General features: G+C 59.8%; 13 protein-coding genes and 2 pseudogenes. 4 read left to right on the forward strand and 11 right to left on the reverse strand.

The features are described 5' to 3' along the window. Positions 1-2 precede the first annotated feature (2 nt). The 3 genes and pseudogenes from AAFG16_RS40175 to AAFG16_RS40185 all read right to left on the reverse strand — a co-directional run bounded on the left by AAFG16_RS40175 (position 3) and on the right by AAFG16_RS40185 (position 4,218). A complete protein-coding gene (locus tag AAFG16_RS40175) occupies positions 3-1,052 on the reverse strand; it encodes an extracellular solute-binding protein (protein WP_342734287.1) in 1,050 nt (349 codons plus the stop codon). 1,770 nt (positions 1,053-2,822) lie between these two features. Beyond that, positions 2,823-2,994 (reverse strand): annotated as a pseudogene (locus AAFG16_RS40180) (IS256 family transposase); the annotation flags it as partial. A 321-nt stretch (positions 2,995-3,315) separates the two neighbouring features. Beyond that, on the reverse strand, positions 3,316-4,218 hold the full coding sequence (locus AAFG16_RS40185) for an enoyl-CoA hydratase/isomerase family protein (protein WP_342734289.1): 903 nt from the start codon (positions 4,216-4,218) through the stop codon (positions 3,316-3,318). A 1,701-nt stretch (positions 4,219-5,919) separates the two neighbouring features. Here AAFG16_RS40185 and nodU point away from each other — a divergent pair. The 3 genes and pseudogenes from nodU (at position 5,920) to istB (ending at position 10,347) form a co-directional block, all read left to right on the forward strand. Then, complete coding sequence (gene nodU / locus AAFG16_RS40190) at positions 5,920-7,614, forward strand: nodulation protein NodU (RefSeq protein ID WP_342734291.1); 1,695 nt, start codon at positions 5,920-5,922, stop codon at positions 7,612-7,614. Positions 7,615-8,072: 458 nt separating this feature from the next. Then, positions 8,073-9,604, forward strand: a pseudogene (gene istA, locus AAFG16_RS40195) (IS21 family transposase). An 11-nt stretch (positions 9,605-9,615) separates the two neighbouring features. After that, entirely contained in the window at positions 9,616-10,347 is a 732-nt protein-coding gene (istB, locus tag AAFG16_RS40200; protein ID WP_342734293.1) for an IS21-like element helper ATPase IstB, read from the forward strand. Positions 10,348-11,010: 663 nt separating this feature from the next. Here the strand turns inward: istB and AAFG16_RS40205 are convergent. The 7 genes from AAFG16_RS40205 to AAFG16_RS40235 form a co-directional block, all read right to left on the reverse strand. Then, on the reverse strand, positions 11,011-12,489 hold the full coding sequence (locus AAFG16_RS40205) for an IS66 family transposase (RefSeq protein ID WP_342741054.1): 1,479 nt from the start codon (positions 12,487-12,489) through the stop codon (positions 11,011-11,013). A 123-nt stretch (positions 12,490-12,612) separates the two neighbouring features. Beyond that, the gene (tnpB, locus tag AAFG16_RS40210) at positions 12,613-12,969 is read right to left on the reverse strand and encodes an IS66 family insertion sequence element accessory protein TnpB (RefSeq protein WP_342734295.1); all 357 of its coding nucleotides are present in this window, start codon (positions 12,967-12,969) and stop codon (positions 12,613-12,615) included. Then, entirely contained in the window at positions 12,966-13,397 is a 432-nt protein-coding gene (locus tag AAFG16_RS40215; protein ID WP_342734297.1) for a transposase, read from the reverse strand. The genes tnpB and AAFG16_RS40215 overlap by 4 nt, the downstream gene beginning before the upstream one ends. A gap of 1,097 nt (positions 13,398-14,494) precedes the next feature. Then, positions 14,495-16,105, reverse strand: a complete 1,611-nt coding sequence (locus AAFG16_RS40220) for a class I adenylate-forming enzyme family protein (RefSeq protein WP_342734299.1) — start codon at positions 16,103-16,105, stop codon at positions 14,495-14,497. Positions 16,106-16,622: 517 nt separating this feature from the next. Beyond that, a complete protein-coding gene (locus AAFG16_RS40225; RefSeq protein ID WP_342734301.1) occupies positions 16,623-17,828 on the reverse strand; it encodes an acetyl-CoA C-acyltransferase in 1,206 nt (401 codons plus the stop codon). A gap of 96 nt (positions 17,829-17,924) precedes the next feature. Beyond that, positions 17,925-20,012 carry a 3-hydroxyacyl-CoA dehydrogenase NAD-binding domain-containing protein gene (locus AAFG16_RS40230; protein ID WP_342734304.1) on the reverse strand — a complete coding sequence of 696 codons (2,088 nt, stop codon included), beginning with the start codon at positions 20,010-20,012 and terminating at the stop codon, positions 17,925-17,927. 1,358 nt (positions 20,013-21,370) lie between these two features. Beyond that, complete coding sequence (locus tag AAFG16_RS40235) at positions 21,371-22,903, reverse strand: porin (RefSeq protein WP_342734306.1); 1,533 nt, start codon at positions 22,901-22,903, stop codon at positions 21,371-21,373. Positions 22,904-23,322: 419 nt separating this feature from the next. Here AAFG16_RS40235 and AAFG16_RS40240 point away from each other — a divergent pair, with 419 nt between their 5' ends. Next, positions 23,323-23,805 (forward strand): MarR family transcriptional regulator, encoded by a 483-nt coding sequence (locus tag AAFG16_RS40240; protein WP_271609636.1) that lies wholly within the window; start codon positions 23,323-23,325, stop codon positions 23,803-23,805. Between the two features lie 77 nt (positions 23,806-23,882). On the opposite strand, the gene AAFG16_RS40245 is transcribed toward AAFG16_RS40240, so the two are convergent. Next, a complete protein-coding gene (locus AAFG16_RS40245; RefSeq protein WP_342734311.1) occupies positions 23,883-24,926 on the reverse strand; it encodes an alpha/beta hydrolase in 1,044 nt (347 codons plus the stop codon). Positions 24,927-25,653: the final 727 nt, after the last annotated feature.

The following is a 25,653-nucleotide window of genomic DNA, read 5'->3' on the forward strand; positions in this document are numbered from 1 at the left end:
GCCTAGCTTCGAATGATTCTATTGAACTGCTCGATCCGAGCACTGCGGCCTGCCGTCCACTTTTCCCAGTCAACGCTCTTCTTCAGGGCAATGCGCTCAGGCGAGGTGAACAGGAGGTCCCTGCGAAGGTCTTCCGGCAATTTGACATCGATGGTTACCTCCTGTCGGATCGCCTCAGGTAGAGCGAGCATCCCTTGATCAGAGAGCAGCTGCTCCGCAAAAGCGTGCGCGGCTTCCGGAAACTTCATGCCCTTGACGACGTTAAGATAGGTGAGCGGCGCGTAAATGCCCGCGGCTGGGACCGCGAACTCGATGGCAAAACCCTTTCTCTTTAACTCATAGGCGCCACCATACCAGAATATACCTGCGTAGCTCTCTTCGCTTTGATACATCTGCATTAGGGGGGTATTTCCCTGCACGAGAGTGGCTATATTCGGCTTCGCCGCCTCAAGGATCTTCCACGCTGGCTCCATGTTTGAGATCGAGCCACCGTTTTCTTCGGCGAAGCCAAGAAGGTATAGGCTGGCGGTTGCGGTCGCGGGGTAAAGGGCCACGCGCCCCTTCAGATCTGGCCGAGCCATATCAGAATAAGATGTCAGCGGCTTCTTGATGAATTTTGGATTGTACGCCGGACCGATGGCCGCGAAGCTAAACGGCACGCCATAATCGCCAAATTCGCGGAAACCGGGAAGGATGCGTTCGACATTGGGAACGTCTGAGGCTTTGATCTCTTCGATGGCGCCGGCCTTGAGGAGCTCGACCATCACAGAGCTATCACACTGAAACAGGTCAAACGGAGGGTTGTCCTTGTCCGCGACTAGCTTGACGAACTGCGTTGCTTGTGCGCCGACAGCCATTTCGACCTTGAGTCCATACTTCTCTTCTAGTGGCGCCGCCACGCTCTTCGTAATGGCTTCGTCCCACGCCCCCCCCCATCCGTTCAAACGCAACGTAATGCCCGCAAATTTTTTCGACTGAGCGTGGACGTACGGCGCAGCCACAGCACCGGCAGCAGCCGCTGTCGTGAACTTTAGAAATGTTCGCCTTTTCATTTCCCCGATCCTCCTCCCAGTGAAGATGAAAGTGACTTTGTTCTCGGCAACTTAGAAAATGGCCTCCCCTTTTCGCGGCCGAGGCGTACCTACTCGTAAAGTAGGAACGAGCAGGGTTGTTGATCGTAGGCGCGGGTTTGAAGCCGAATTCACCAAATTTTGTCCGCTTTAGTCGGAATTATGCGTCCGATCGGAGGCGTGCGAAGCTTTAATGCGATCAGGTGCCGCATCATCCCACATCGGGAATGCACGTGAAGCGATCTGAGCGCGCTTCAATTGCCTAGGCGGACCTGTGCGGCGGAGTAGTTTTGGGTTGCCGACTGTAAGTAGACGCGCGCGCTAGACGCGGTGACAATAAGCGTATCGACGGTCGGCAACGCGCCCTCGCGCAAGAAGAGGAGGATGGTGTTAGTTTAGCCAAGTAAATTGACCGCCCGCCGCAGATCGGTGTTGAAGCGGCCTCCCCGATTAGCGTCCTGGGCTTCTATGCATTCCCGAAAGCCACTGAAGGGAACGACGCCATTGGAGGGCAGATTTCCGGCCGCGTGCCAAGCACAGATGTATTTGAGTGACGGGGAAAATTATCAAGAGTCGTGGATCGGCCGGTGATGATCACGCGACGTTCCTTTGGTCTTCTCGACTTTGGTTTCATCTACGAAGGTCGCGCCAGCGCGAACGAGCGCGACCAGGTAGGGGGTTGACCGCTTACCAGCGGTCCCGGCCTGGCTCCCGCAGCTCCGCGCCTGGAGCGACCATCCGGACACAGGGGCACTGTGAACGGGCGGCACTGGCAGGCCGGTGCGTACGATGAGCCGCGAGCTCGGGCTGTTAGGAGTTCCCCGGCAGGAAGCACCCCCTGATGCCGATTTCACTACTCAAGTCGGCACTGGTCTCGGCTGGTCGCCCTTGCGCCGGCTGGGACGCGGCGCAAGCGGTTATCGGAAGCCCCCCAATTCGAGGACACGCGGCGAGTCATAATCGATGTGTCCGGCAGGAGTCGCCAGTTCAGGTGCACGCCGGCGGTTATCGCGTCTGGGCTGCCTGCCGCTGTGGATGCCAACGTACCGCGGAGGGCCATCGGGAACGGCACGGTGGCGACCAGGCCCATGCTTCGCCCCTGAAGACCCGGTCGCCGACGCACACCGCGCCTCGCTCGATGAGGAGCCGCACTCGGTCGGCGAGGAGGCTATTAGAACTCGGCATCCCTTACGCCACCACATGAGTGGGACGGCTTCGCGGTCCGCCCGCCGGCGTCCCTGATGATCGAAAGTTCGTCCGCTCTGGCCGGAGACGCCTCCGCGCTGGATGCCGTTCCATTGCTTGCTTGAAAGAAACAGGATGCTCCGCGTGCGCACCACTCATGTGGAGCCGCTCGTTCTCGCGACGAGCATGGTCTCGGCAAAGAGATCGCTGCAGGGGCCGGAGAGTCTGGGGCGCTTCTTCCCGGGGGCTCGAGGTCAGCCACAAGCCTTTCGCCGTCCATCTCGCTGCGCAGGCCAAGGCCATTCGTGAGGTCGACGTCCTCAATCACGCGGCGTCGATCTGAATGCGGATGGCGCCCATTACTATCGCGGGTGGCCGGAGTCAGAGATGCCGCACGTTTTTGGTCTTCACGATCAGCCTAGACACAGGCGTAAAGAAGCGGCGCCCAACAACCATCAGCAGATGCTCCAAGCTGTGAAGCAACCAGCGATGATCACGCGTCGGCGTTCCTCGCTCGACCTTGATCCCGTCCAAGAAGGCCGCGCCCGCGGGACCAAGTGGGGTGCGGACCGCTCGCCAGCGGTCTCGGAGCGCCACCAGCAGCTTGTAGGCCATCGGTCAGTCCCTCGCTCAGGCTGCCCGCGCCCTCGGTCTTCTTGATGCGCAACCGCACCGTGGCGAAGGTGGACTCGATGGCGCCGGTCCTCCAAAGGTGGATCCGGTGCTCCGCCGGGTACTCAGAGTGGTGAGCAGCACCTCGCGCTCACGCCCGGTGATCCCATTTTGAAGCTCGCACGCAGCAATCCGAATAACGGCATCACCAACAAACCAGCGAGACCCAAGACAATGGCGCCAGCGAGCGCACCGGTTCTTAATGTGCGGGCAATTTCCAAGGAACGGCTTCACAGCGCACGCTCCGTCCCTCGCGCCTACTGAATTCGGCATTGGCGTTGCGTGGCCACCGTGTAAACGCCGCAGCGCGGGTTGAAGCACCTATGTACCGCGCCCCTATCGGGGCCGCGCACACCGCGAGTTGCTGGGAACATCTCTTGAATGCCAGTCAGCTCGCGCCATCGTCAGCCTTAGCCGGCTGTTTGGATGCGGTGCGCGAAGCAACCCATGATGTCTCGGATTCGAATGGCGCGAAGAGTGAGTCACGCCACTTGAATGCTGCTTTCGTACCCTCAGTGCGCTGCAACTCGCGGAAACGCTTAAACTCAGAGTCAGAATTGCTAATGAGCACGTCGGCGATGACGCTGTATCGCAGGGCAGAATCGAGCCCTGCCGCGAGGAGTGTATTGTTGAGTGCCTTCTTGCTCCACACCAGTGTTGGCAGCGCGACCCGAGACATACGCTTCGCGATGCGCGTGACCTCTTCCTCAAGGCGATCCTTGGGAAAGATACGGTTTACGAGGCCCAGCCGGCACGCCTCCTCGGCGTCGAACATGTCTCCTGTGTAAACCAGCTCGCGACAACGCTGACCGATCAGGTGCGACATGATCGGCAGTTCCGTGTCGCCAATTCCCATCCGTGCCTCGATCGCACCGAAGCGCGAATCATCAGAGCAGTAGCGGACGTCACACCACATAGCCAAGTCTAGGGCCCCAGCGAGGCAATAGCCGTTGATCATCGCGATGACTGGCTTGGAGCAGTTGAACACGGAACGCATGATCTTGTTGGCGTGATCGAAATACCTGCTCAGATCATCAAAGGTCCAAGTAGCACGATCCGACGGCCCGAACTCTGCTGTGTCTTGACTCAGGTCGAAGCCGCTGGAGAATGCCCGGCCGCCCGCTCCCTTGATAACGACCACACGCACATCTGGATCACGCTCGGCGATCGCGAGCGCATCTTGGAATTCGCCGCAAAGCTGGAGAGACAATGCATTGCTTTTGCTCGGGCGATTCAAAGCGATCCACGCGACGCGATCATCGGCTTCGTAGAGAATCGTGCTGTACGCCATCAGATTGTTCCTTAAGTTTATCGCCGACGTCAGGCCGATCACTTCATTCGGTCTCTGAAGCTTAGAATCGACCGCGGCCCGCCTTTATATGGGCTGCCTCAAACAGCCGAGCAAGCCAAACTATAGCGCCTGTGCACGCCAATAAACCGCAAATTTCGCGGGCGATTGGAGGAAAATCTGCGAAGTAGAATATTTTGACGCCGCGCACCGGCCCGGACCCAGCGCTTGCATAGAGTCAGTTCTAGTGCGGCATCATGCACGTTGGTCGACACGGCGCACGACCACCTTAGCTTTTCTAACACCCACCACTCTCGAGTCTCTTCGGGTGCCCCAGTGACACCGTGAGGCTCGGGTTCATGGCCCCGTCAAGCCGCGTCAAGCTGCAGTAGAAATGTGGGCACGCGCGGAAAGTTGCCGACCGCTCTCCGCCCCCTTCACGGCAGGCCCCCGGTACCATCCCAGGGCGGGCCATTTCGACCAACCCGGGGTCGCTGCGCCCGGCCGAATTGTTCAGTTCCGGCTGCGAAGGCTCGTCGCTGGTGACCGCATTCACCCACGCCGCGAATAGATTGAGGGGGAATCAGCGTCGCCCGTATTGCGGCGTCGCACTTAGCGGGGACAGCACGATGCGAAGCTGCGGCACCAAGGTAACTATGGACGATGGCAGCTCAGCGCTAGGAGGGCGGCGAGTCATCTCTTATCGGTTAATTCTCTGCGTCGGAGCCGCCAACCCGGTGGTAAGACAACCGAGTGTGCGGTGTCCGCTCGCTGGTCTCCTTCGTAAGCATCGCGATCTCGGCTCTTAGTAATAGTAGCGATTTTCGAGCCGTGCCGGAACAGTGACAGAATCGACGATCAGGCGATGAATCGGCCGGCGATCTCGTTCGGGCGACCGTCTCGGAGCTTGCGCACCAACATGGACCCGTTTTCTATTCTGTCGCGCTCCAAGCCTATCGGATTTGGTAGCTGCTCACGCGGCCTAATCAGTGGTTAAAGTTCGTTTGAAGCAAGGTGACGATCGAGCTGCTCGTAATAAGAACTTTTGGTTTGGATGGCGTCGCCCACTGATCTAAGCAGCTCGGCTGCTTATGCTTCGCGGATGGAAGGAGGGAAGCCGCTCTCCAGTGGTGATCGGCCCACCGGATGTCTTCGGAACATGGTCTACGCCGCCAAATAGGAGCCACCGGTACTCCGATGCAGCGGACGCGGCTAGCCTAATGGCGCCTCAGGGATGATCCCGAGCGGACGCACCTTTGGTTTGAGTGTGAGTTGACCGACGATTGTTGATTCCATGCGATGCTGCGACCTCGGCCACGGCATAATCCCGTGATGGTCACTGGCGCGATCGAGGCGCACTGGGCACGAACCCCGTCGATCTTCTGGCAAAGTTTGTATCAACTCTATCGAAGATGTTCTGCGCACGCCTGCTCGCTTTTTCGAATTAATAGACCCGACACTCTTCTGTTCCAATTGACGGCGGAACTAAGTCGGTCGTCGTTCGAGCGCCTTGCCACTTGTCGCTCGCCTATCGGAAGCTGGTGGTCACTGATGAAACGCGGGTGGAGACGAAACGCGGATAGAGGTCGAGGTGTGATCTGCGCGCAACGGTGTGTACCAACGGACCTTGGGTTTGCTCGCCTGGTTTGTGAATGCGATTCGTCTTTGGCCCAGTAAATGTCGGGCGTTAGACATGGAGGCACTATGCGCATCTGCGGTATCAAACTGACCCATGACGGAGCGATTGCTCTTGTCGAGGACGGACGGCTTGTCTTTAGTATCGAGCAGGAGAAGCGGGGTAATAATCCGAGGTATCAAGCCATCGACAATCTCAATGCAATTGTTGTCGCTTTGGCGGAGCAAGGTATGGCTGCGCGCGACGTTGATGAGTTCGTTATCGACGGCTGGACTGGAGACGCAGAGTCGCAATTCCAGGTTCTCAGTGGGGCCGCGCCTATCACCCTAAGAGGCGGGCCGTATGTTGAACAGCATGCCGAAGGCCTGCTCAATTCGCGCGACGGCTTTGGCCTCAGGCTGGATGGGAGAGACTTCCCTTACAGAAGCTTTCCGCACGTCACGGGCCATATAGCCTCCGCATACTGCACCAGTCCTTTTGCCAAGGCCAGGCAACCCGCGTTGTGCCTGGTGTGGGACGCTGGGATGTTTCCACGTCTCTACTATGTAGAACCCGGCGGCGCCCGGCTCCTTGAATGCCTGTTCCCGATGAGTGGGCGCGCTTATGTGGTGGCTGGTCATCATTTCGGACCTTACAAGAGAGCGAACTACACCGGCTGGGGAGACGGGAGCATCGCCGGCAAGGTGATGGCTTACATCGCGCTCGGCTCTGTTGATGAAGATATCGTGGCGGTGTTTCGGGAACTCTACGAAGAGCGGTTTGCGGGCAATGCGAGGCGTGCGCGTCATTATCGTGGCGACATCAGCAGCATGAACGCCTCAGTTGCGGCTCTACACGGCTTCTTCAATGCCAGCGCGCTTCGGTTGAAGACCAAGTCTCCCGAAGATGTGCTTGCATCGTTTCATTGTTTCCTTGAGCATCTACTCGTTCGCGAAATGGCGATTGCTTTTCATCGGCATTCGGCTCTTCCGGGATCGAGAAATTTGTGTATAGCCGGCGGCTGCGGTCTCAATATCAAATGGAACAGCGCACTACGGGCAACCGACTTGTTCGATGCTGTTTGGGTGCCGCCCTTTCCGAACGACAGCGGCTCAGCGATCGGTGCTGCTTGCTCAGCAATGGCGGAGCACAAAGGTTTCGCGCCGTTGGAATGGTCAGTCTACAGTGGCCCGGCTCTGCAAGCCAGCGGAGTGCCGCCCGAGTGGCAGACCTCGCCGTGCAGTATGCGTGAACTTGCTACCATCCTTGCCTACAACAAGCCTGTCGTTTTTCTTGCCGGCCGTGCCGAGCTTGGGCCACGGGCGTTGGGCGGCAGAAGCATTCTTGCGGCCGCGACATCGCCGGGAATGAAGGATCATCTCAATAGCATCAAACTTCGCGAACACTTCCGGCCAGTGGCGCCGATATGCCTGGAGCATCGTGCGCGGGACATTTTCAGCCCTGGAACGCCGGACCCATACATGCTTTTCGATCACCAGACACGAGCAGAATGGCGAGACAAAATCCCCGCCGTTGTACATCTCGATGGATCTGCCCGATTGCAGACCATTTCCAGAGCCTCCGAGCACAAAGTGGCCGAGCTTCTCGTCGAATATGAAAAGCTTACGGGCATTCCGCTACTTTGCAATACGAGTGCCAATCACCACGGACGTGGGTTCTTCCCGGATGCCGCAGCGGCTTGCCAATGGGGACGCGTTGAACACGTATGGTGCAATGGTCTGCTCTGGACAAAACGTTTGCACAGTGAGCCATCGTCGGCCTAACGGCTTCTTTCGAACTAAATTGAACGTACGTCCATCCCAAAGTTCGGCCGTATCCGCGTAAAAGGCCATATGGCGACGAGATCGTTAGCAATGGGCTTTCGTTGCCATTGCTCTGGGAAAGTGCTTCGCCCTGCGCGATGGCGCGACGATTCGGGTGGAGAAGGCGTATTGCCGGATCTGATGATATTCCCGATAGATCTTTTGTTGCCTCATCGGCATTACGAGCGCGACGTGCGGATTCCGATCGATGTCGCCCAGGATTCCGAGATGATCTCGCCCACCATTCCGATTTGAAGTCGCCCACCCATTCCGGGATGATGTCGCCCACCATTCCGGGATGATGTCACCCGGGTATCGCAAGAGCAAACCCGGGGTGACGAGACCTCTTCTGGCTCCCATAGGGTCAACCCTTTCAGCTTTGCGAAGGGGGACCCTGGATGCCGACGGAGAGGCTTGCGATGCGCCGTGTGCGCGATGTGATCAGGATGAAGGCGGCCGGGCTGCCGAGCCGCGAGATTGCGCGACGGGTAGGAGCTGCGCCCTCGACGGTACGGCTGACGATCCGGCGGTTCGAGGCTACGGGCCTGACCTGGCCGTTGCCCGACGAGCTCACGGACGCGGCCCTGAAAGCCCGCCTGTTCGCCAAGACCGGCAATGGCAACCGGCAGGGTCACCGCCGCATCGCCGAGCCCGACTGGGCGTCCGTGCACCGCGAGCTCAAGCGCAAGCACGTGACGCTGTCGATCCTGTGGGAGGAGTACATCGCGGCCGAGCCCGGTGGATACCGGTACTCGCGCTTCTGTGAGCTCTACCGCACCTGGGAGGGCCGCCTGTCGGTGACGATGCGCCAGGCCCACGCGGCCGGCGACAAGCTGTTCGTCGACTATGCCGGCGACGGCGTGCCGGTGGTGGTTGACCGCCTGACCGGTGAGCGCAGAACGGCGCAGGTCTTCGTCGCGTGCTCGGTGCATCGAGCTTCACCTACGCGCAGGCGACGTGGACGCAGGGGCTCGCCGACTGGATCAGCGCCCATGTTGGCGCCTTCGCGGCGATCGGCGGCGTCCCGGCGCTGCTGGTGCCGGACAACACCAAGGTCGCGGTCATCAAGGCGTGCCTGTACGACCCGCAGATCAATCGCACCTATGCGGAAATGGCGGCGCATTACGGCACCGCCATCTTGCCGGCGCGGCCGCGCAAGCCGCGCGACAAGGCCAAGGTCGAGCAGGCGGTCCTCGTCGTCGAGCGCTGGCTGCTCGGTCGCCTCCGCCATCGCACCTTCTACAGCCTCGCCGAGGTCAACGCGGCGATTGGCGAACTGCTCACCAGGCTCAACGAGGAGCGGCCGATCCGGCGGCTCGGCATGACGCGCCGCCGGCTCCTCGAAGAGATCGACAGGCCGGCGCTCAAGCCCTTGCCCGTGAGCCCGTATGTGCTCGCCGAGTGGCGGATCCGCCGTGTCAGCCTCGATTACCACGTCGAGGTGGAGAAGCATTACTACAGCGTCCCGCATCGCTTTGTGCGCGCCGAGGTCGAGATCCGGTTCACCGCCCGCACCGTCGAGATCTTCCACAAGGGCGAGCGGATCGCCGCGCATCAGCGCATGAGCGGCAATCACAAACACACCACCGTGCCGGAGCACATGGCCTCCAGCCATCGGCGCTACGCCGGCTGGACTATCAGGCGTATCCGTCAGGATGCCGCCGCGATCGGGCCGGCAACCAGCGCATTGTGCGACCTCATTCTCGACGAGCGCTCGCACCCCGAACAAGGCTTCCGCGCCTGCCTCGGCATCCTCAGGCTCGCCGCCTCCTATTGGCGCGAACGGCTGGACGCCGCGGCTGCGCGGGCGATCGACATCGGCGCGCGCACCTATGGCTCGGTCAAGTCGATCCTCGCCAACAATCTCGATCGGCGTCCTGCTCACCAGCGTTCCGCCGACGACGCGCCGATCCTGCATGCCAACATCCGCGGACCGCGCTACTACAATTAGGAGACCATCCCTTGCTCACTCATCCGACCTTCGATCGCCTCAACGCCCTCGGCCTCCACGGCATGGCCAAGGCCTTCGCCGACATCGAAGCCAACGGCCTTGGTCATGCCGAATGGCTTGCGCTGCTGCTCGAACGTGAAGCCTCGCTGCGCCACGACAAGCGGCTCGCCACCCGCTTGCGCTACGCCAAGCTGCGCCAGCAGGCGTGCGTGGAGGACGTGGACTACCGCACTCCGCGCGGTCTGGACCGCCCGCTGTTCGCCAGCCTCGTCGAGGGCCGCTGGATCGACGACCACGTCAATCTCCTGATCTGCGGCCCTGCCGGCGTCGGCAAGAGCTGGCTCGCCTCGGCGCTCGGCCACAAGGCCTGTCGCGACAATCGCTCCGTACTCTACCAGCGCGTCCCGCGTCTGTTCGACGACCTCGCTCTCGCGCGCGGTGACGGCCGACACCCACGCCTGTTGCGCGGTCTTGGCCGTGTTGATCTGCTGATCCTCGATGATTGGGGGCTCGAGCCGCTCGATTCCGGCGCCCGTCACGAGCTCCTTGAAATCCTCGAAGATCGCTACGGTCATCGCTCCACCATCGTCACCACCCAGCTCCCCGTGGATCAGTGGCATCTGCTCATTGGGGATCCCACCTATGCCGACGCCGTGCTCGATCGCCTCGTCCACAATGCCCATCGGCTCGACCTCACCGGTGAGAGCCTGCGCCGAACCCGGCAATCCGCCCGAAAGATCTGAGCGCTGTGGACATGCCGCTGCGCTTGGACAACGCAATCGCGTTGCCCACATGCCCACAGCAACCGCAGAAGAAAAAAGGTTGAAGTCGCGATTCCAGATTGACCGCGCGGCTTGACCGATGCCAGAGAACCAGCCGGCCAGAACGCCTCGTCACCGGGCGAGATCAAATCGGAAAGGTGGGCGACATCGTCTCGGAATCCATGGGCGACTTAATATCGGTACGCCTGGGCGACTTCGTCGGAATCCGCACGCGACGATTTCGCGCTCGGTCCTCGACCGAGCGCTTGCCAGGCCAAAAGGCAGGTGATCGGGCGTGGTCAAGGCTGGCAGCTGCTGAAGGCGGTGGCGCATCGAGCCAGCCTTTCGCACGCTCGATCACCGGTCCACCTCAGACCACCGACCCTGCCTCGAGCAGCGCAGGACTTTGCTGCTGCTCCGCCACGGCTCGGGCTGCCCATTCGCGTAACTGTGGCGTGGCCTTTGACGAGCGGATCGGCGTGTGGTCGCTCTCGCTTCGGCTCGCAAGTGGCCTGTTAGTCGGGCGTCCCGCTCCTTCTTTTCATGCTATTCGCAAGCTCGACAAGAACTGTTCAATCGACGGCGGCGCAGTTGGATGCCCTGCGGCGTCGGTGAGACTTGCCAAGTGCTCCGTAAGCGTCGTTCTCAGGCCACAGCTTTGAGGGCTTGAGCTCGGCAGGCCCAGGGCAGTAGCTGGTCGATGTCTCGGTTTGGATGCCCGTTGACGATCCTGGTCAGGACGTCGGTGAGATAGGCGAGCGGATCGATGTCGTTGATCTTGCAAGTCTCGACCAAGGTTGCGACGACGGCCCAATGTTCGGCGCCCCCGTCGGATCCGGCAAACAGCGCGTTCTTGCGACTGAGCTTGATGCCACGGATTGATCGTTCGACCGTATTGTTGTCGAGTTCGATGCGGCCGTCATCGATGAAGCGCGTTAAGCCTTGCCAGCGCGAGAGGGCGTAGCGGATGGCCTCGGCGAGCTTGATCTTCTGGCTGATGAGAGCCAGCTTGGCGCGCAGCCATACCTCGAAGGCATCGGCCAGTGGTCGGCTCTTCTGCTGCCGCACGTGGCGACGCTCCTCCGCGCTGCGGCCGCGGATCTCCTTCTCGATCGCGTAGAATGCGGCGATGTGCTTCAGCGCCTCGCTCGCGATCGGCGCGGGGCCGGCGGTGGCGAGTTCGTAGAAGTTGCGCCGCATGTGCACCCAGCAGAAGGCGAGCTCGACCTCTCCGCGATCGGCAAGCTTTGGGTAGGCGTTGTAGCCATCGACCTGCAGGACGCCCTTGAAGCCGGCAAGATGGCTGAACAGCCGCTCGGCTTTGCGGTCGGGTGCATAGACATAGGCGATGCCGGGCGGATCGAGGCCGCCCCAGGGCCTGTCGTCGGCGGCATAGGCCCAGAGCTGGCCGGTCTTGGTGCGCCCGCGACCGGGATCGAGCACCGGCACCGTCGTCTCGTCGGCGAACAGCTTGGACCTCGCGCGAAGCACCGTGAGAAGGCGCTGATGCAGCGGACGCAGATGGAAGGCGGCATGCCCAACCCAGTCTGCCAGCGTCGATCGATCGAGAGCGATGCCCTGGCGGCCATAGATCTGGGCTTGCCGATAGAGCGGCAGGTGATCGGCATATTTGGACACCAGAACCTGCGCGACGGTTGCCTCCGTCGGCAGTCCGCCCTCGATCAGCCGGGTCGGAGCCTCGGCCTGCATGACGCCATCCTCACAGGCTCGGCAGGCGTATTTGGGACGTCGGGTGACCACAACGCGGAACTGGGCCGGCACCATGTCCAGCCGCTCGCTCTTGTCTTCGCCGATCTGGTGTAGGTCGCCATTGCAGCAGGGGCAGGTCTTGTCATCGAGGTCGACCACGACCTCGATCCGCGGCAGATGCGCCGGTAGTGCTCCGCGATTGTTGCGGCGCTTGCGTGCGCGCTCCGCCCGGCCTTCCGGAGCTGTCTCGTCCTGGCTCGCTTCCGTACAGGCCGCAACCTGTTGGACGTCCTCGAGACCGAGCAGCATCTGCTCTTCGGGAAGCGACTCTGCCTTCCGGCCAAAGCGATGACGCTGCAGCTCTTTGATGATCTGGCGCAGCCGCTCGCTCTCGTGCCGCTCGGCCAGCAGCATCGCCTTCAGCGTCTCGGGATCATCAGGAAGGTTATCGCTCACACGCAAATCAGAGCATATTCGCGCCCGCCTGACGACGTGCTCGATGCCCCTGATTCACTTCGCCGCAGCGCGGCCCCACAATTATCCGGCCTGCGTCGGGACGACCGTCTCCCGTGCCGCGTGGACACGCCGCCAATCAAGCCCTTCGAGCAGCGCCGACAATTCTGCCGCTGACAAACGCATCACGCCATCCTCGATCTTCGGCCAGCGGAAGACGCCTTCCTCGAGCCGCTTGGCGAACAGGCACAAACCCGTACCATCCCAGAAGATCAGCTTGATCCGGTCCGCCCGCTTGGCACGGAACACATAAACAGCGCCTGAGAACGGATCGGCCTTCATGTGCTCGCGTACCAACATAGCAAGCCCCTCCATTCCCTTGCGGAAGTCGACCGGCTTGGTTGCCACCATCACCCGGACATTTCCGGACGGGCCGATCACCGGCTTGCCTTCAGCGCATGGACGATGGCCGCAATCATCGTCACGTCCGCGCCTCGGCCGACCCGGATAGTGACGCCTTCGGCTTCGATCTCGATGCCCCCGACATCCGGCTTGGCCTTGCGTCGCGCTGTCTTGCGCTCATGGCCAACAGCCACGGCCGGTACCATGGCGTCTACCACCGCAGGCACAAACTGCGGATCGTCAGCCATCGGCGTCGGCGGCCGGCGTGCTTGCCGGCGCCAGGTGAACACTTGTTGGGGGGTCAGCCCGTGTCGCCGGGCAATCTCGGAAACGACCGCGCCTGGTACCAGCGTCTCCTCGACGATCCGGGCCTTGTCGTCCTTGGAGAACCAACGACGTCGTCCCGTCTCCGTGATCACTTCCAGCCGACGCGGCGTTACGTCCGACTTAAGCGTATGGTCAAGCATAGACACAAGCCGATCCCTTCAAAGAGATCGTGAAACTCGCCTATCCCATGCGCCGCGAGAAGGTGGGAGCGGAACGACGCTTACAGTGCTCCTGCACGGTTCCGATAGTAAGGTGGCCGGATCCAGGCTGGCATAGATGTCATGGAGGCGGCGGTGGACGGCACTGAGCGTTCTTGCTTCGGCAACCAGCCGCTGATGGGTAACCGGTATGAGCTCCCACGTCCGCTGATCAGCGGGCGCGTGCATAGAGGATCGGCACCCATTATTGGCGCTAGGCCTCGTCGGCCGCTGGCGCGGCGGCCGATCTGACGAAGCGGTGTGTGTCTTGTCCCACTGGTAGCGACATCGCCGAGCTCGGTGAATTGATCACACAAGCAGGCAACAGCGAGCTCGATGCCGTCCGAGCGGCAAAAACGACCTCCTGTACAACCAGTCAGATCGAAGGTCAGATCAGCAGGAGCAAGGCATCAAACGACAAATGTATGGCAGGGCAAGCTGCCCGCTATTACGTCGACGCATCCTCTTGGCTGCTTGAGAACGATCGGGCAACAATATCTAACTCCGATCGTTCATGCAAAATATGCGTTAGAACCGCTGGTTGATGCTTCACTTCCACCCTGTTAGCCGCGTGGCAGCATTGCCTGGGCTCGCCATGATTGCCTCTTCCCGAACGCACTCCCCAGCGCCTCCGTCATCTCGGCCTCGATCGTCTCCTGCACTGCGGCCCCAATCAGCGGCTTGAGGAGCTCGTTACTCGACTTCAACAACTCTGCGGCACCAGATATATGCGCCCTAATCTTCGTCACGGTCATCATGAGTCCAAGCTCTTCTACGAGCGGTGATCTCTGCAAAACACGGGACTTACCATGGCGGCTTCAGCCTCTCAGTTCTTGCAGAGAATCCCGCAACCTCGCGCGGCCCTCATGGAGCGACTAAGATGACTCGATCGATCCGGCTGGGCAGGTCGGACGGCGGACAGAGAGGATGCCTAAGCCAAGCGGCAGCTGACGATCGGATCAATGGTCGCGAAGGTTGGCCGGACCCGAGCCCTACGCTCTCGACCTTCGTCTCTTCAAGATTGCCTGTCATCATTCCGTTCAGCGCCAGCATTGCTCCTCAGAGTCGTACGCGCCCAAGATCGGATCACCAATATCGATCAGCGCACGCTTGAGCACTTTGTTGCTGGTGTCGGTTCTCGGCAGCGCTGGCGTGAAAGCAATGTACCGCGGCACCTTGAACGGCGCCAGGCGTGCACGAGCATGGCTGAGGATGCGCTCCACCGGCAAATCGGCCGGCTTAAGACCCTCGTGCAATTCCACGCAGATCTTGATTTCCTCTCCGCGCTTAGCGTCGCGAACGGGAACCGCGGCCACGTCGGCGATCTCCGGGATCTCTCGGATGACAGATTCGACTTCGCGGGCAGCGATGTTCTCGCCCGAGCGCCGGATCATTTCCTTTTTGCGTCCTACGATCCAAAGGAAACCAGCATCGTCCTGGCGGAAGAGATCGCCGGTCTTAAACCATTCGCCTTCAAAGCTTTCGGCATTCGTTTCCGGCTTCTTCCAGTAGCCCAAGAACATGCCACGACCTCTCACCCACAGTTCTCCGATTTCACCGACTGGCGTCGGACTTCCGTCGTCGTTGACCAGCCGAGCCTCCCGAAATGGAGAGGGAATCCCGACGGAGCCAGTATCGTCCATCTCATCGAGGTCGTTGGGGAATTGCGTTCCGAATCCGATCTCCGTCATCCCGTAGGCGCTCTGGCCGCGCACGCCGAACCGGTCGCGGAATCGGCGCACCGTATCCGTGCTCCAACCGCCGGAAGTAGCCTCCTTCAGGCATGTCGATGCGATGTCCGCAGTTTCCGCTATCGGGCCCGGAAGCGGGCACCACTCTATTCGATACGTCTTGAGCCAATCAAGAAATCGCGTTGAACTAAGATGCTGCGCCAAGTACAGCGTTGTGCCCTGTAGATATGATTTCATGAAGATCGCTGGTGCCATCACATAGGAGAAGGGCGACCAACAGAGATGTGTCTTGTACGTTTGACGGTCTACTAGGACATATGCGTACCCCTGCACACCCCAGTAGTCATGCGTCAACATGCAGCCCTTCGGAAAGCCGGTCGTCCCGGAGGTGTATTGAATGTTCAACAGGTCGCCCGGGCAGACATCCCCTTCCACCCGCGAAAAGCTCGAGCCCCTGAGCAATTCATCAAGTGTCGTGGTCTCGCCGTCGGAAGGTTGTCCGACAAGGATAACCCGCTCCTTGGCGAGGTTTTGCGGCCAAAGATCCATCGCGGAAAACACTTGCCATACTGAGTTGTCCACGACGGCGAATTTCGCCTCTGAATCGCCCAGGACATATCCGACCTCCCTTGGGGTGTAGCGCATGTTGATTGGGACCAGCACCGCGCCGAGTTTTGCACACGCAAACCACAGAATCGGAAATTCAATCCGATTGGGCAGCATCACCCCGATGCGGTCCCCCTTGCACACCCCAAAAGCGCGCAATGCATGTGCATACTGGTTCGAGCGATGGTCCATCTCCGCGTAGGTTGCGCGCTCGCCGCGCTCGAAGATGTCGATGGCGATTGTTGACCCGTGGGTGCGCGCTCGTCTTGAAACCAGCTGAGCAACGGTAACGGTCTCGTACGCGGACTCCAGCTCTCTGAACTTGCGTAAGCCTTTTGCCACGCGGTCTTTCATCTGGTCTTGTCTCGTGTCTTTAGAGCTCATTGGGAGGATTCCCGTGATAGTTCCGTGCGAGCGACGGCCCCTCAGCGATCAATCGAACGCTTGTGCTCGTGATCGTGGGGAAATGCCGTTTGCCGCCTCGGCCGAACCCACGCCACCACATGAAATTCCGGATCGACGTGCGTAACGCTATCGTCTGCTTGATGGACCTGATCCACGCCCTCATATGCCCTGTTCTGGATTGCGGACGCCGATGACTTGGTTCACTGGGCGGACTCGCCCCGATATCGATTTTTACCCCATGCTTCTGCATGTCCTCGGCGTGGGCGTAATTGCGAAGGTTTCAACCCGAATACCGTAATGCGCAGCCGGATAGCCCCAATCATGCGTGACGGCCCGCAGCGTCCGAAGCTTCTCTACATATCTCTCTCGGCGCTTCATGAAGGAAGCTGCGCTTCCTCCATTCTTGCCATTGCGCAGGGATGCCAGTCCCTTCTAAAATAGCTCCCCCACGTAGTGTCTTCGAGTTTCAGTAGATCTCGAAGAGACCCGCAGCGCCCATGCCGCCACCGACGCACATGGTGACGACGCCGTACTTGGCGCCGCGACGCTTGCCCTCGTACATCAGGTGCGCGGTGCAACGGGCCCCGGTCATACCGTAAGGATGGCCAATAGCGATAGAGCCGCCCGACACGTTCAGCTTCTCGTTCGGAATGCCTAGCTTGTCGCGGCAGTACAGCACCTGGCTGGCGAAGGCCTCGTTCAGCTCCCAGATGTCGATGTCATCGATCTTGAGGCCATTACGCTCCAGCAGCTTCGGGATCGCGAAGACAGGACCGATGCCCATTTCCTCCGGTCCGCAGCCGGCCACCGCAATGCCGCGATAGGCGCCAAGCGCCTCCAGCCCGCGCTTTTCGGCCTCCTTGCGCTCCATCAGGAGCACAGCGGCGGCACCGTCGGACAGCTGGCTGGCGTTGCCCGCGGTGACGTACTTGCCTTCCTTCACATAGCGCCCGCCCTTGAACACCGGGACAAGCTTCTTGAGGTTTTCCAATGTGGTCTGCGGACGGTTGCCCTCGTCGGCAGAAAGGGTGACTTCCTTGTCGGCGGTCTCGCCGCTGTCCTTGTTGACCACCACCTTCGTGACAGTGGTGACCGGCACGATCTCATTTACGAAGCGACCTTCCGATTGGGCAAGCGCTGTGCGCTGCTGGGATTGCAGAGCATATTGGTCCTGAGCCTCGCGGCTGACGCCATAGCGTTCGGCTACAATCTCGGCGGTCTCAATCATCGAGGTCCACAGCTCGGGCACGTGCTCGTTCAGCCACGGATCGGATGCCATAAAGTAGTTCGCTTTGTCGTTCTGCACCAGGCTGACGGACTCGATGCCGCCGCCGATGGCGATTGGCGCACCGTCGTTGACGATGTAATTCGCTGCCATCGCCACTGCCATCAGGCCGGAACTGCACTGGCGATCGATGGTCATGCCCGAGACGGTTTTCGGCAATCCAGCGCACAAGGCCGCTTGGCGGGCGATGTTGTTACCCGTAGTGCCCTGCTGCATCGCGGCACCCATGATCACGTCGTCGATCGCGCCCGGGTCCACGCCAGCCTCGGCCACTACGGCCCTAATCGGTGCGGCACCGAGCGTTGCGCCAAAGGTGTTGTTGAAGGCCCCCCGGTAGGCCTTGCCAATGGGCGTCCGCTTGGCTGCGAGGATAACGGCTTCACGCATGAGAAAATGATCCTTTTGCTATCTTTGCCCGCGAAGTGCGGCAGGACCGCCCGCCCCAGAGCGGACGCTTGAGCGGCTACGTCAGATCGGCTGGGCTTACCGGGCCGGCTGCTTGAGTTCGCCGAACTTCTTGCCCTCAGCAACGAGGTTCTCAAGCAGGGGCGCCGGCTTGAAATCGTCACCCAGACTCGCGTGGAATTCCTTTAGCTTGGCCAGCACCTTATCCAACCCGATCTGGTCCGCCCAATACATCGGTCCGCCACGATAGATCGGCCATCCGAAGCCATACAGCCAGACCACGTCGAGGTCGCTTGGTCGCGACGCGATGCCCTCTTCGAGGATCTTCGCACCCTCATTGATGATCGGGTACATCAAGCGCTCGAGGACCTCATCGTCGCTAACGACGCGCCTCTTGAGCCCCAGGCGCTCGAGCGTCTCGCCAATCAGCCTCTCAACCTCCGGATCGGGCAGCGGCGCGCGCGAGCCCGCTTCATATTTGTAGTACCCCTTGCCCGCCTTCAGGCCGTACCGGCCCGCTTCGCACAGCGCATCCGCGATCTCCGATTTGACGCCTCGCTCTTTGCGTGAAAGCCAGCCGATATCGAGGCCTGCCATATCGTGCATCACGAACGTCCCCATCGGCATGCCAAATTTCGTCATGACCGCATCGACCTGCTGCGGCAGCGCGCCCTCAAACAACAACTTTTCGGCCTGCTTACCGCTTCGATCGTACATGCGATTGCCGACGAAGCCATGGCAAACGCCGACGACCACCGGCACCTTCGCGATCTCGCGCGCGATCGACACCGCCGTAGCGAGGGCGTCCGGGGCAGTCTTTGCCGCACGCACGACCTCGCACAGCTTCATCACGTTGGCCGGCGAGAAAAAGTGCATGCCGAGGACATCCTGCGGCCGCTTGGTCGCCTTGGCAATCTCGTCAATGCTGAGATAGGATGTGTTCGAGGCCAGCACGGCGCCCGGCTTGGCGTATTGATCGAGCTTGCTGAAAACCTCTTTCTTTACCGCCATAGTCTCGAACACGGCCTCGATGATGAGGTCCGCCTTCTTGACGTTCTCTAGGCCAACGACGCCGTTGATCAGCGCCATGCGCTTGGCGGGCGCATCCTGCGGGATGCCGCCGCGTTTTGCGGTTGCCTCCCAGTTCTTCTGCATGACGCCCATGCCCCGCTTAAGCTGCTCCTGGCTGGTCTCGACAAGGGTCACGGCAATGCCTGCATTAGCAAAAGACATCGCAATGCCACCGCCCATAGTGCCTGCGCCAATGATCGCGACGCGATTGACGGGACGCGACTCTGTACCCTCGGGCAGGCCAGCAATCTTTTTGGCTGCCCGCTCGGCGAAGAAAGCATATTGCTGAGCTTTCGACTGACCGCCAGCGAAGAGTTTATTGAAGCCCTCGAGCTCCCTTCTCAGACCTTCCTCGAACGGCAGGTCGATGGCAAAACCGACCGCTCCGGCCGCGACGAACGGCGCTTCCCGACCGCGCGCCTTCTTTGTCATCTCAGTTACTGCGTCGGTAAAGATCGAGCGGTCCGCCTTAGCCGCCGCAAGCTTGGAGTCGTCATCGCGCAGCCGGCGGAGCGGCCGCTTCTCAGCGAGAACCTTGCGGGCAAATGCCTCGCCGCCGGAAGCGGGATCCACGACGATCTCCTCGATCAAGCCGTACTTCAGCGCGTCCGCCGCGCTGATCGGATCACCGCCAACGATCATCTTGACCGCAAGCTCTGGTCCCACCGCGCGCGGAAGGCGCTGTGTACCGCCGGCGCCAGGCAGAAGGCCAAGCTTGACCTCGGGCAGACCGAGCTTGGCGTCCTGCGTCGCGACCCGAAAATGGCAGACCAACGCCACCTCGAGCCCCCCGCCAAGACCGTTGCCGTGGATCGCGGCGACGATAGGCTTTGGTGAGTTTTCCAGCACGGCCATCATCTCGTTCCAAGACGGCGGCTGGGGTGGCTTGCCGAATTCCTTGATGTCATCACCAGCGATGAAGGTACGACCCGCGCACGTGAGGACGATCGCCTTCACCTCGGGATCTGAGATCGCGGCGTTCACGGAGTCTACAAGGCCCCGGCGCACTGCGGCGCTCAGCGCATTCACGGGAGGATAGTTGATCGTGATGATAGCGATGACGTCATGACGATCGAGTTTGACTACTTGATTCACGCTTGGTCCTCTTGAGTCTGCATTTTATCCGCTTTTCCGCTGATGACTTCGCCGAGCGAGGCGAGCCGCCGCAGGTTACTTGTCGCGCCCGGAACAAGGTATCGATCATTGTCACCGCTCGAAATGGCAGCGAACGCTGTATCCCGTCGCGCATCCCAACGTCTCGCGCGCGGACGATTTCCTGATGGGCAACGGTAAGCGCTCCCCGCAAGCACATTCGGGCGCAAGTAAATTCACCCCCAAATGTAGAGCTGCTGGATATTGATTTGCTGCAATCGTAAGCGGCATCCACGCCGAATGACGGCAAAGATAGGGTCGGGATTAGAGAAATTCTGCGGACGAAGTCGAATTCGCGGATTCGTCTCCGTGCCATCCAGCCTTCACAAATTGCGCTTGTCCGCGCGTGCGAAGCAGTGTCGCTGGGCATCGAGACGTCCTGTCCGATGATCATCACCAACGTGCCAGCCTACGGGAACATTAAGCGGCGCCCGAGACCGCATCCTTGCCTAGCCGGCGAATCGTCGGTGTTAGGCAGCCAGTTGTTGGCCCGAAACTCACGGTGACCCACATCGCCTCGGCGACGCTTCGAACGCGAATCTAAATTAGCAAGCTAAGGGACTCAAGCTTACCTGATCGCCCCTCGCCGGCTTCCATCTTCGAGGCCCAAATTGAGCTGGCACGATCGATCAATGATTGGCGCAGACGATCCTCGATCGCGACCGGCCCGAAGGAGAAGTGATTGATCTTCGCGCAGCACATGTTCTCTGACTAGGTCGCGAAGATCGTCAACGACATTCGTTTCCGCGGCGATTGCGGTCGATGATGCGGCGAGCGGACGAGAGCCATCGTAGGCAATATGGAAGGTGGCAGACTTCTCCGGCAGTGAAACTGTCCGCGTACCGGTCGACGTCGTCGGCATTGAGGCGGATGTCGCTAGTTGCATTGCGGGCGCCCGTGCCGAGATTGCGACCATCATGGTCGAACGCACTCTGTTCGGACGCGAACCGCGCGTGAATGCCAGCGATACACCGCTGGTGCCAGTCCGAGGCACTTCGATCGTCGGGCCGCTAATCTGGCGACGCGTGAAACATCATCGCTCGGCTGTGCTGAGGCACGGACCGAAGAGTACCTCCTTCTATCGAAAGGCCGAGTGCGTTTCTCGGACGGCTCCAGGACTTGTAAAAGCTTGGATCTGAGGAGCAAACAACTGTCAATCCTTATGGCCAACAGCTCGCGGCGGACCTGCGAGACCGCTACTTGATTCGTATGTACGACAGATCAAATCGAAATAAAGGCCTCCAGCACGCATGCCGGAGGCCTGTTTGGACGTCGAGAGTAGATCCAGCTTCTTTTAAGAATCACCAGTTGCGTTGAGCGTGAAGCAGCATCGTGAGGCTGTTTTGGTTCTTCAGCTCATAGGCTGCGCCGGGCTTTGCAATATTCGCCTGCAGCGGGAGCGTTACAGTGCTTCCGCTTGCATATTTCTGGTCCAGCATCATGTAATTGAGCTCGGCCAGAAAGGTCAGGCCCTTGACTGGGGTCCAGGACGTGTATGTACCGATCGTCGCATGGTTGAAGTTGGGGTTACACCCAGCAAGCCCGCTCGACAGCGCAAGGTTCGTCACGACTGCACCGCAGATGTAATCCTTGGCCGTCCCGTTATAGCGCACAGCGGCCCACGACCCGTAGAGGCTGCTAGCCCAGTGTGGATCCCAGTTGTGGGTGAAGCCGCCATTGAAGCCATAAGTCGTGGTCAACTCCTGGCCGGCACCAGCCACAAACACGGAGTCAGGAACGCCGGCAAGCCCGACGCTCTGGTAAGCACCCGGCAAACTCGTGCCGCCGTACATCGCAAACACGTTGGAGTTATAGCTTTGGAAGTTATATCGGCTCGCTCCGTTCGTATAGACTGCCGACATGTTGATCGTGTCACCCGGACCAGTCGGGATATTCTTGATCGACAACGACAGCTGACCAGCCCAACCCCACTTGTCGCCCGGATATCCAGTGACCTCTGACACCCCATAGTAGCCGGCATGATTGTCGTGGGCAGCGACCGACGCCTGGAAGAGGCCCCAAGCCTGGTCAACGCGCAGCATGGCGACCAGATCAGGAGCGCGTGAACCGCCAGTGTCATTGGCGCCGTACTGACCAAAGGCGATAGCTGCGGGCGTCGCAGCGCTCACGTTCCAGATGCCGCCCTGGTAGCTGGTGACCTGATCCTGAGCCGAGAAGGACGCCGTGATGCCCTGGCCGAAATCGGCCGTATAGGTGAGCTGGTTCACGCGCTCCCAGCCGCCGCTGCCCGGCATCTCGTACCAGTTCGCCGGATATTCCGCCCAGGGCGCAGAAAACTGCGACTGCGCCCTGCCGATAGTGAAACCGGCAAATTGGATAAAGGCATCATAGACACCGAGCTTACCGCCCGCGATCGATCCGTTACCGTTCGTTCCGGTAGGGGCCGCATTATACGCCGTTGCCCCCCCCGTGAGGCCCGTACCCGCCCCGTTATATCCGCCCGTAAACCAACTGAAGACGCCCTGGAAGTAGGTACGGACCACACCGTATTCGGTCGCGGTCCGCGTATCGATGTTCAGGGCTTCACGAGAAAGCCATACATAGTCGTTGCTGAGTCGATTTTGCGCGCCCGCCAAGCCGCTGTCGGCCGGGTAAGCATACGAATTCGTGCGCAAGCCGACCTCGACACGAAGATAACCACCAAGCTTGACGCAAGTGTCGGTGCCCGGAACGTAATAGAACCCCGCACCATACAACGAGCAGATCTTCACATACTCGATGGCCTTCGCCTTTACGGGGAGATCGGCCGCCTGCGCCCCGGCGCCGACGAACATCGCCGCAGAAGCGAGGACAAGGGTCTTAGTCAATTTCATCGATGAACCTCCAAGTTGAAAAACGTGATTACTTTCCGGATCCGCCGCTGCAGCCGCGCCCAGTGGGTGCGTCTCGACCGATCGACTTCGAGGCCCCCCTCGCTGTCCACGCCTCAGTAATTTCATATATTAATTATTGCAATTAATTAATTTTCGTTCGCGATATTTGCAGCGGAGGAGTGACGATTCGGCAACAGCCGCACGTCAAGGACTGAATGTTTTAAAAATGCGACTTCAGGAGGAACGTTTAGGGGGTAAATCTGTGCGAGATCGCTGATTCAAGCCGATGATAGCAAATATAATTATTCCAATAAATTGAATAAATCAATTAATATATAGATTGCAAAATTGCCCCTAGGCTCTATGTCGGACGGCTAAAGCGGGTCCGGCCGCTATCGCCAGCGAAACGAAAGACCAACATGGCAGAGAATGAATATCCTGAGAGAGCGGTGCGGGATTTCATCTGGAACATTGTCGAGATCAACGCCCATCTCGCAGAAATACATAAGGGTTGGGCGCAGATGCTCGGGATCTCCGAATCGCAGTGGTTGATCCTGATGGCGATCGATGAGCTCGATGAAGGTCGCGGCGTTTCGGGAACAGCGGTTGCGAATAAGCTGCGAATCCATACCGCCTTCGTTACCACCCAAACGAAGAAGCTCGAAAAAATGGAATTCCTCGTCCGTGTGACATCGCCGGATGACGCCCGATTTCTGGAGATATCGCTGACCCAAAAGGCGCGGTCTGAAATCGCCAATCTGTCAATCAAGAGGCAGGCGCTCAACTCGACCATGTTTGCCGAGCTTGATGAGGAGTCACTTCGGTACCTGAACAAACGGCTCACCTCGATTGCCAAGAATAGCCGATTGGCATCTCAAAAACTGACCATAGGCATATTGTAGCTGCCGAATCCACAACGACTGCCCAAACTTGCCTTTCATGGCGTCCCTCGAGAAGGAGCACCACTAAGGCGACCTAATTATGGGACGGCCCGAATGTCGACAGCGTTGGCGAGGTCTTCACCTTTATACCGGCTGCCATGCCTGCGAATCTGAACCGCCGCGAGCTTGTTTTCAAGCCATCCAAATATACGATCGTCCGAGGTGACGAAGTTTTCGATCTCGCCCGTGGGGGTCTGGGCCACCGGTGATACGGCCACCTCAAGGTCGAGGCGCGCAGCGGTGCAGTCGGCTTGGAGGTTCATCGCCTCCGAGGTGCTGACCATGCCGCGCCCCCCAGCAATCACCAGGACCGGACATTTCAAATGTCGCGCGAACCGCAAACGACGGATCGACTGGACGTCCTCGTCTACGATATCGGCTGTCCTCGCCATCCAGCTGACAGATGCCACAGTTGAAGTCCAATTCCAAAGGCCACCGTCGCAGACCGCCGCAGCGATCCGGTGATCAAACACAGCGAAATCGGTGGCTAAAGCAGCCGATAATCCTTCTCCATACACGCCAATCCGAGTGGCATCCACGTCAGACCTGGCTGACAGGTAATCCACACAATAAGAAAAGAAGTTTTCCGGTTGGCGGGGCGAGTGATTTGAGAAGTCGTCGTGACAGACAACGAGGAGTGAAATGTCGCGGCCAACCGCCACGGGCAAGAGCCTTCCGAGCAATGTCGCCCGTGTCTCCCCTTCCCTGCTGATGCAAATGACCCCCGGGCTACGTTCATCGGATTTGGCGCCGGGCAAGAAGTAGGCTTCGAATTCGCCTTGATCAACACAGGCGAATTTTACCCGCTTAACCTTCTTGAGGGACGATCCGAATCTCTGAATGCCAGATTCGACCTTCGCCGAAATTTCTTCGCTTAGCTCATCATCTTCATCGATTAGCCGCCTGGCGACCTCGAAGGCGGTCAGCGCGCTAAGCCAAGCCTCGGCTGCCTCAGTGAACGCTCCCTTTTTGAAATTCAGATCACAAAGCAAGCACTGAGCATCGCCGATCTTGATCCACTTTGCGGCCCAGTTTTGTCGACTGCTTGCTGCCCAGATGCTCTCAAGCTTGTCCAGGAACACCGCGGCACCTCGCCGTGTGGACGCAAGATCCCCCCATATTTGGGGCCAAGCAGCGCAGAACATCCGGTTCGCCTCTTGATACCGAATCCACTATCAGATCACACGAATATTACTTTGCCTTCCCAGCCGAATTTCCTCAATGTCAGGCCTAGCGTTGCCGAAATTCTGCTTCCTATTTCGCAAGGCGCACGCTTTCCGTCTCGTGAGCACGACACGACGTAATCCTCGTTGAGCCCATACGATAAGCTGATGCGGAGACCGGAACGTTCTTGAAGTTCAGCGTCTTCAGGCCAGCGCCCCAGTGCGGGTTACGGCACGTCGCAGGCCAGATCAAGCCGGCGGGCATCCTAGGCGGAGTAGAACCCATCTTGAAAATGATCGCAAGGCGTTCCGCCAGCAGCCTGGAATTGAAGACTGCGCCGGGACAGCCATTCTCTCGAACCATTGCTGCTCGGGCTGGGAGCCCGAAACTGCTAACAGTTGGTGAGCCGACCTCTTTTCCTGTGCTCACGGTGAGGTGAGCCGTTTCGATTCCTGGATTTGCCTTGACGTTTTCACCTCACTCGCAGTCAGACACTTGGCCTTCCCCTTCTCCAAATGGCAGCCCATTCAACCCGGTAGGCGTGCCAGCTCCGTACGGACAGTCGAGTAGCCCCGTGGAGAGCGCAAATTCCTCTTCGATTTGAAAATTACCTTCGAAGCGGCTGATCTACGGCCAAGTCCCTGC

The sequence above is a fragment of the Bradyrhizobium sp. B117 genome, assembly GCF_038969555.1.
Classification (GTDB): Bacteria; Pseudomonadota; Alphaproteobacteria; order Rhizobiales; family Xanthobacteraceae; genus Bradyrhizobium.

Coding starts and splice junctions, on each gene's coding strand:
- AAFG16_RS40235 (WP_342734306.1), bottom strand. CDS start 22,903: ATGAAATTGACTAAGACCCTTGTCCTCGCTTCTGCGGCGATGTTCGTC.
- AAFG16_RS40240 (WP_271609636.1), top strand. CDS start 23,323: ATGGCAGAGAATGAATATCCTGAGAGAGCGGTGCGGGATTTCATCTGG.
- AAFG16_RS40185 (WP_342734289.1), bottom strand. CDS start 4,218: ATGGCGTACAGCACGATTCTCTACGAAGCCGATGATCGCGTCGCGTGG.
- AAFG16_RS40225 (WP_342734301.1), bottom strand. CDS start 17,828: ATGCGTGAAGCCGTTATCCTCGCAGCCAAGCGGACGCCCATTGGCAAG.
- AAFG16_RS40205 (WP_342741054.1), bottom strand. CDS start 12,489: ATGCTGCTGGCCGAGCGGCACGAGAGCGAGCGGCTGCGCCAGATCATC.
- nodU (WP_342734291.1), top strand. CDS start 5,920: ATGCGCATCTGCGGTATCAAACTGACCCATGACGGAGCGATTGCTCTT.
- AAFG16_RS40215 (WP_342734297.1), bottom strand. CDS start 13,397: ATGCTTGACCATACGCTTAAGTCGGACGTAACGCCGCGTCGGCTGGAA.
- AAFG16_RS40220 (WP_342734299.1), bottom strand. CDS start 16,105: ATGAAAGACCGCGTGGCAAAAGGCTTACGCAAGTTCAGAGAGCTGGAG.
- AAFG16_RS40175 (WP_342734287.1), bottom strand. CDS start 1,052: ATGAAAAGGCGAACATTTCTAAAGTTCACGACAGCGGCTGCTGCCGGT.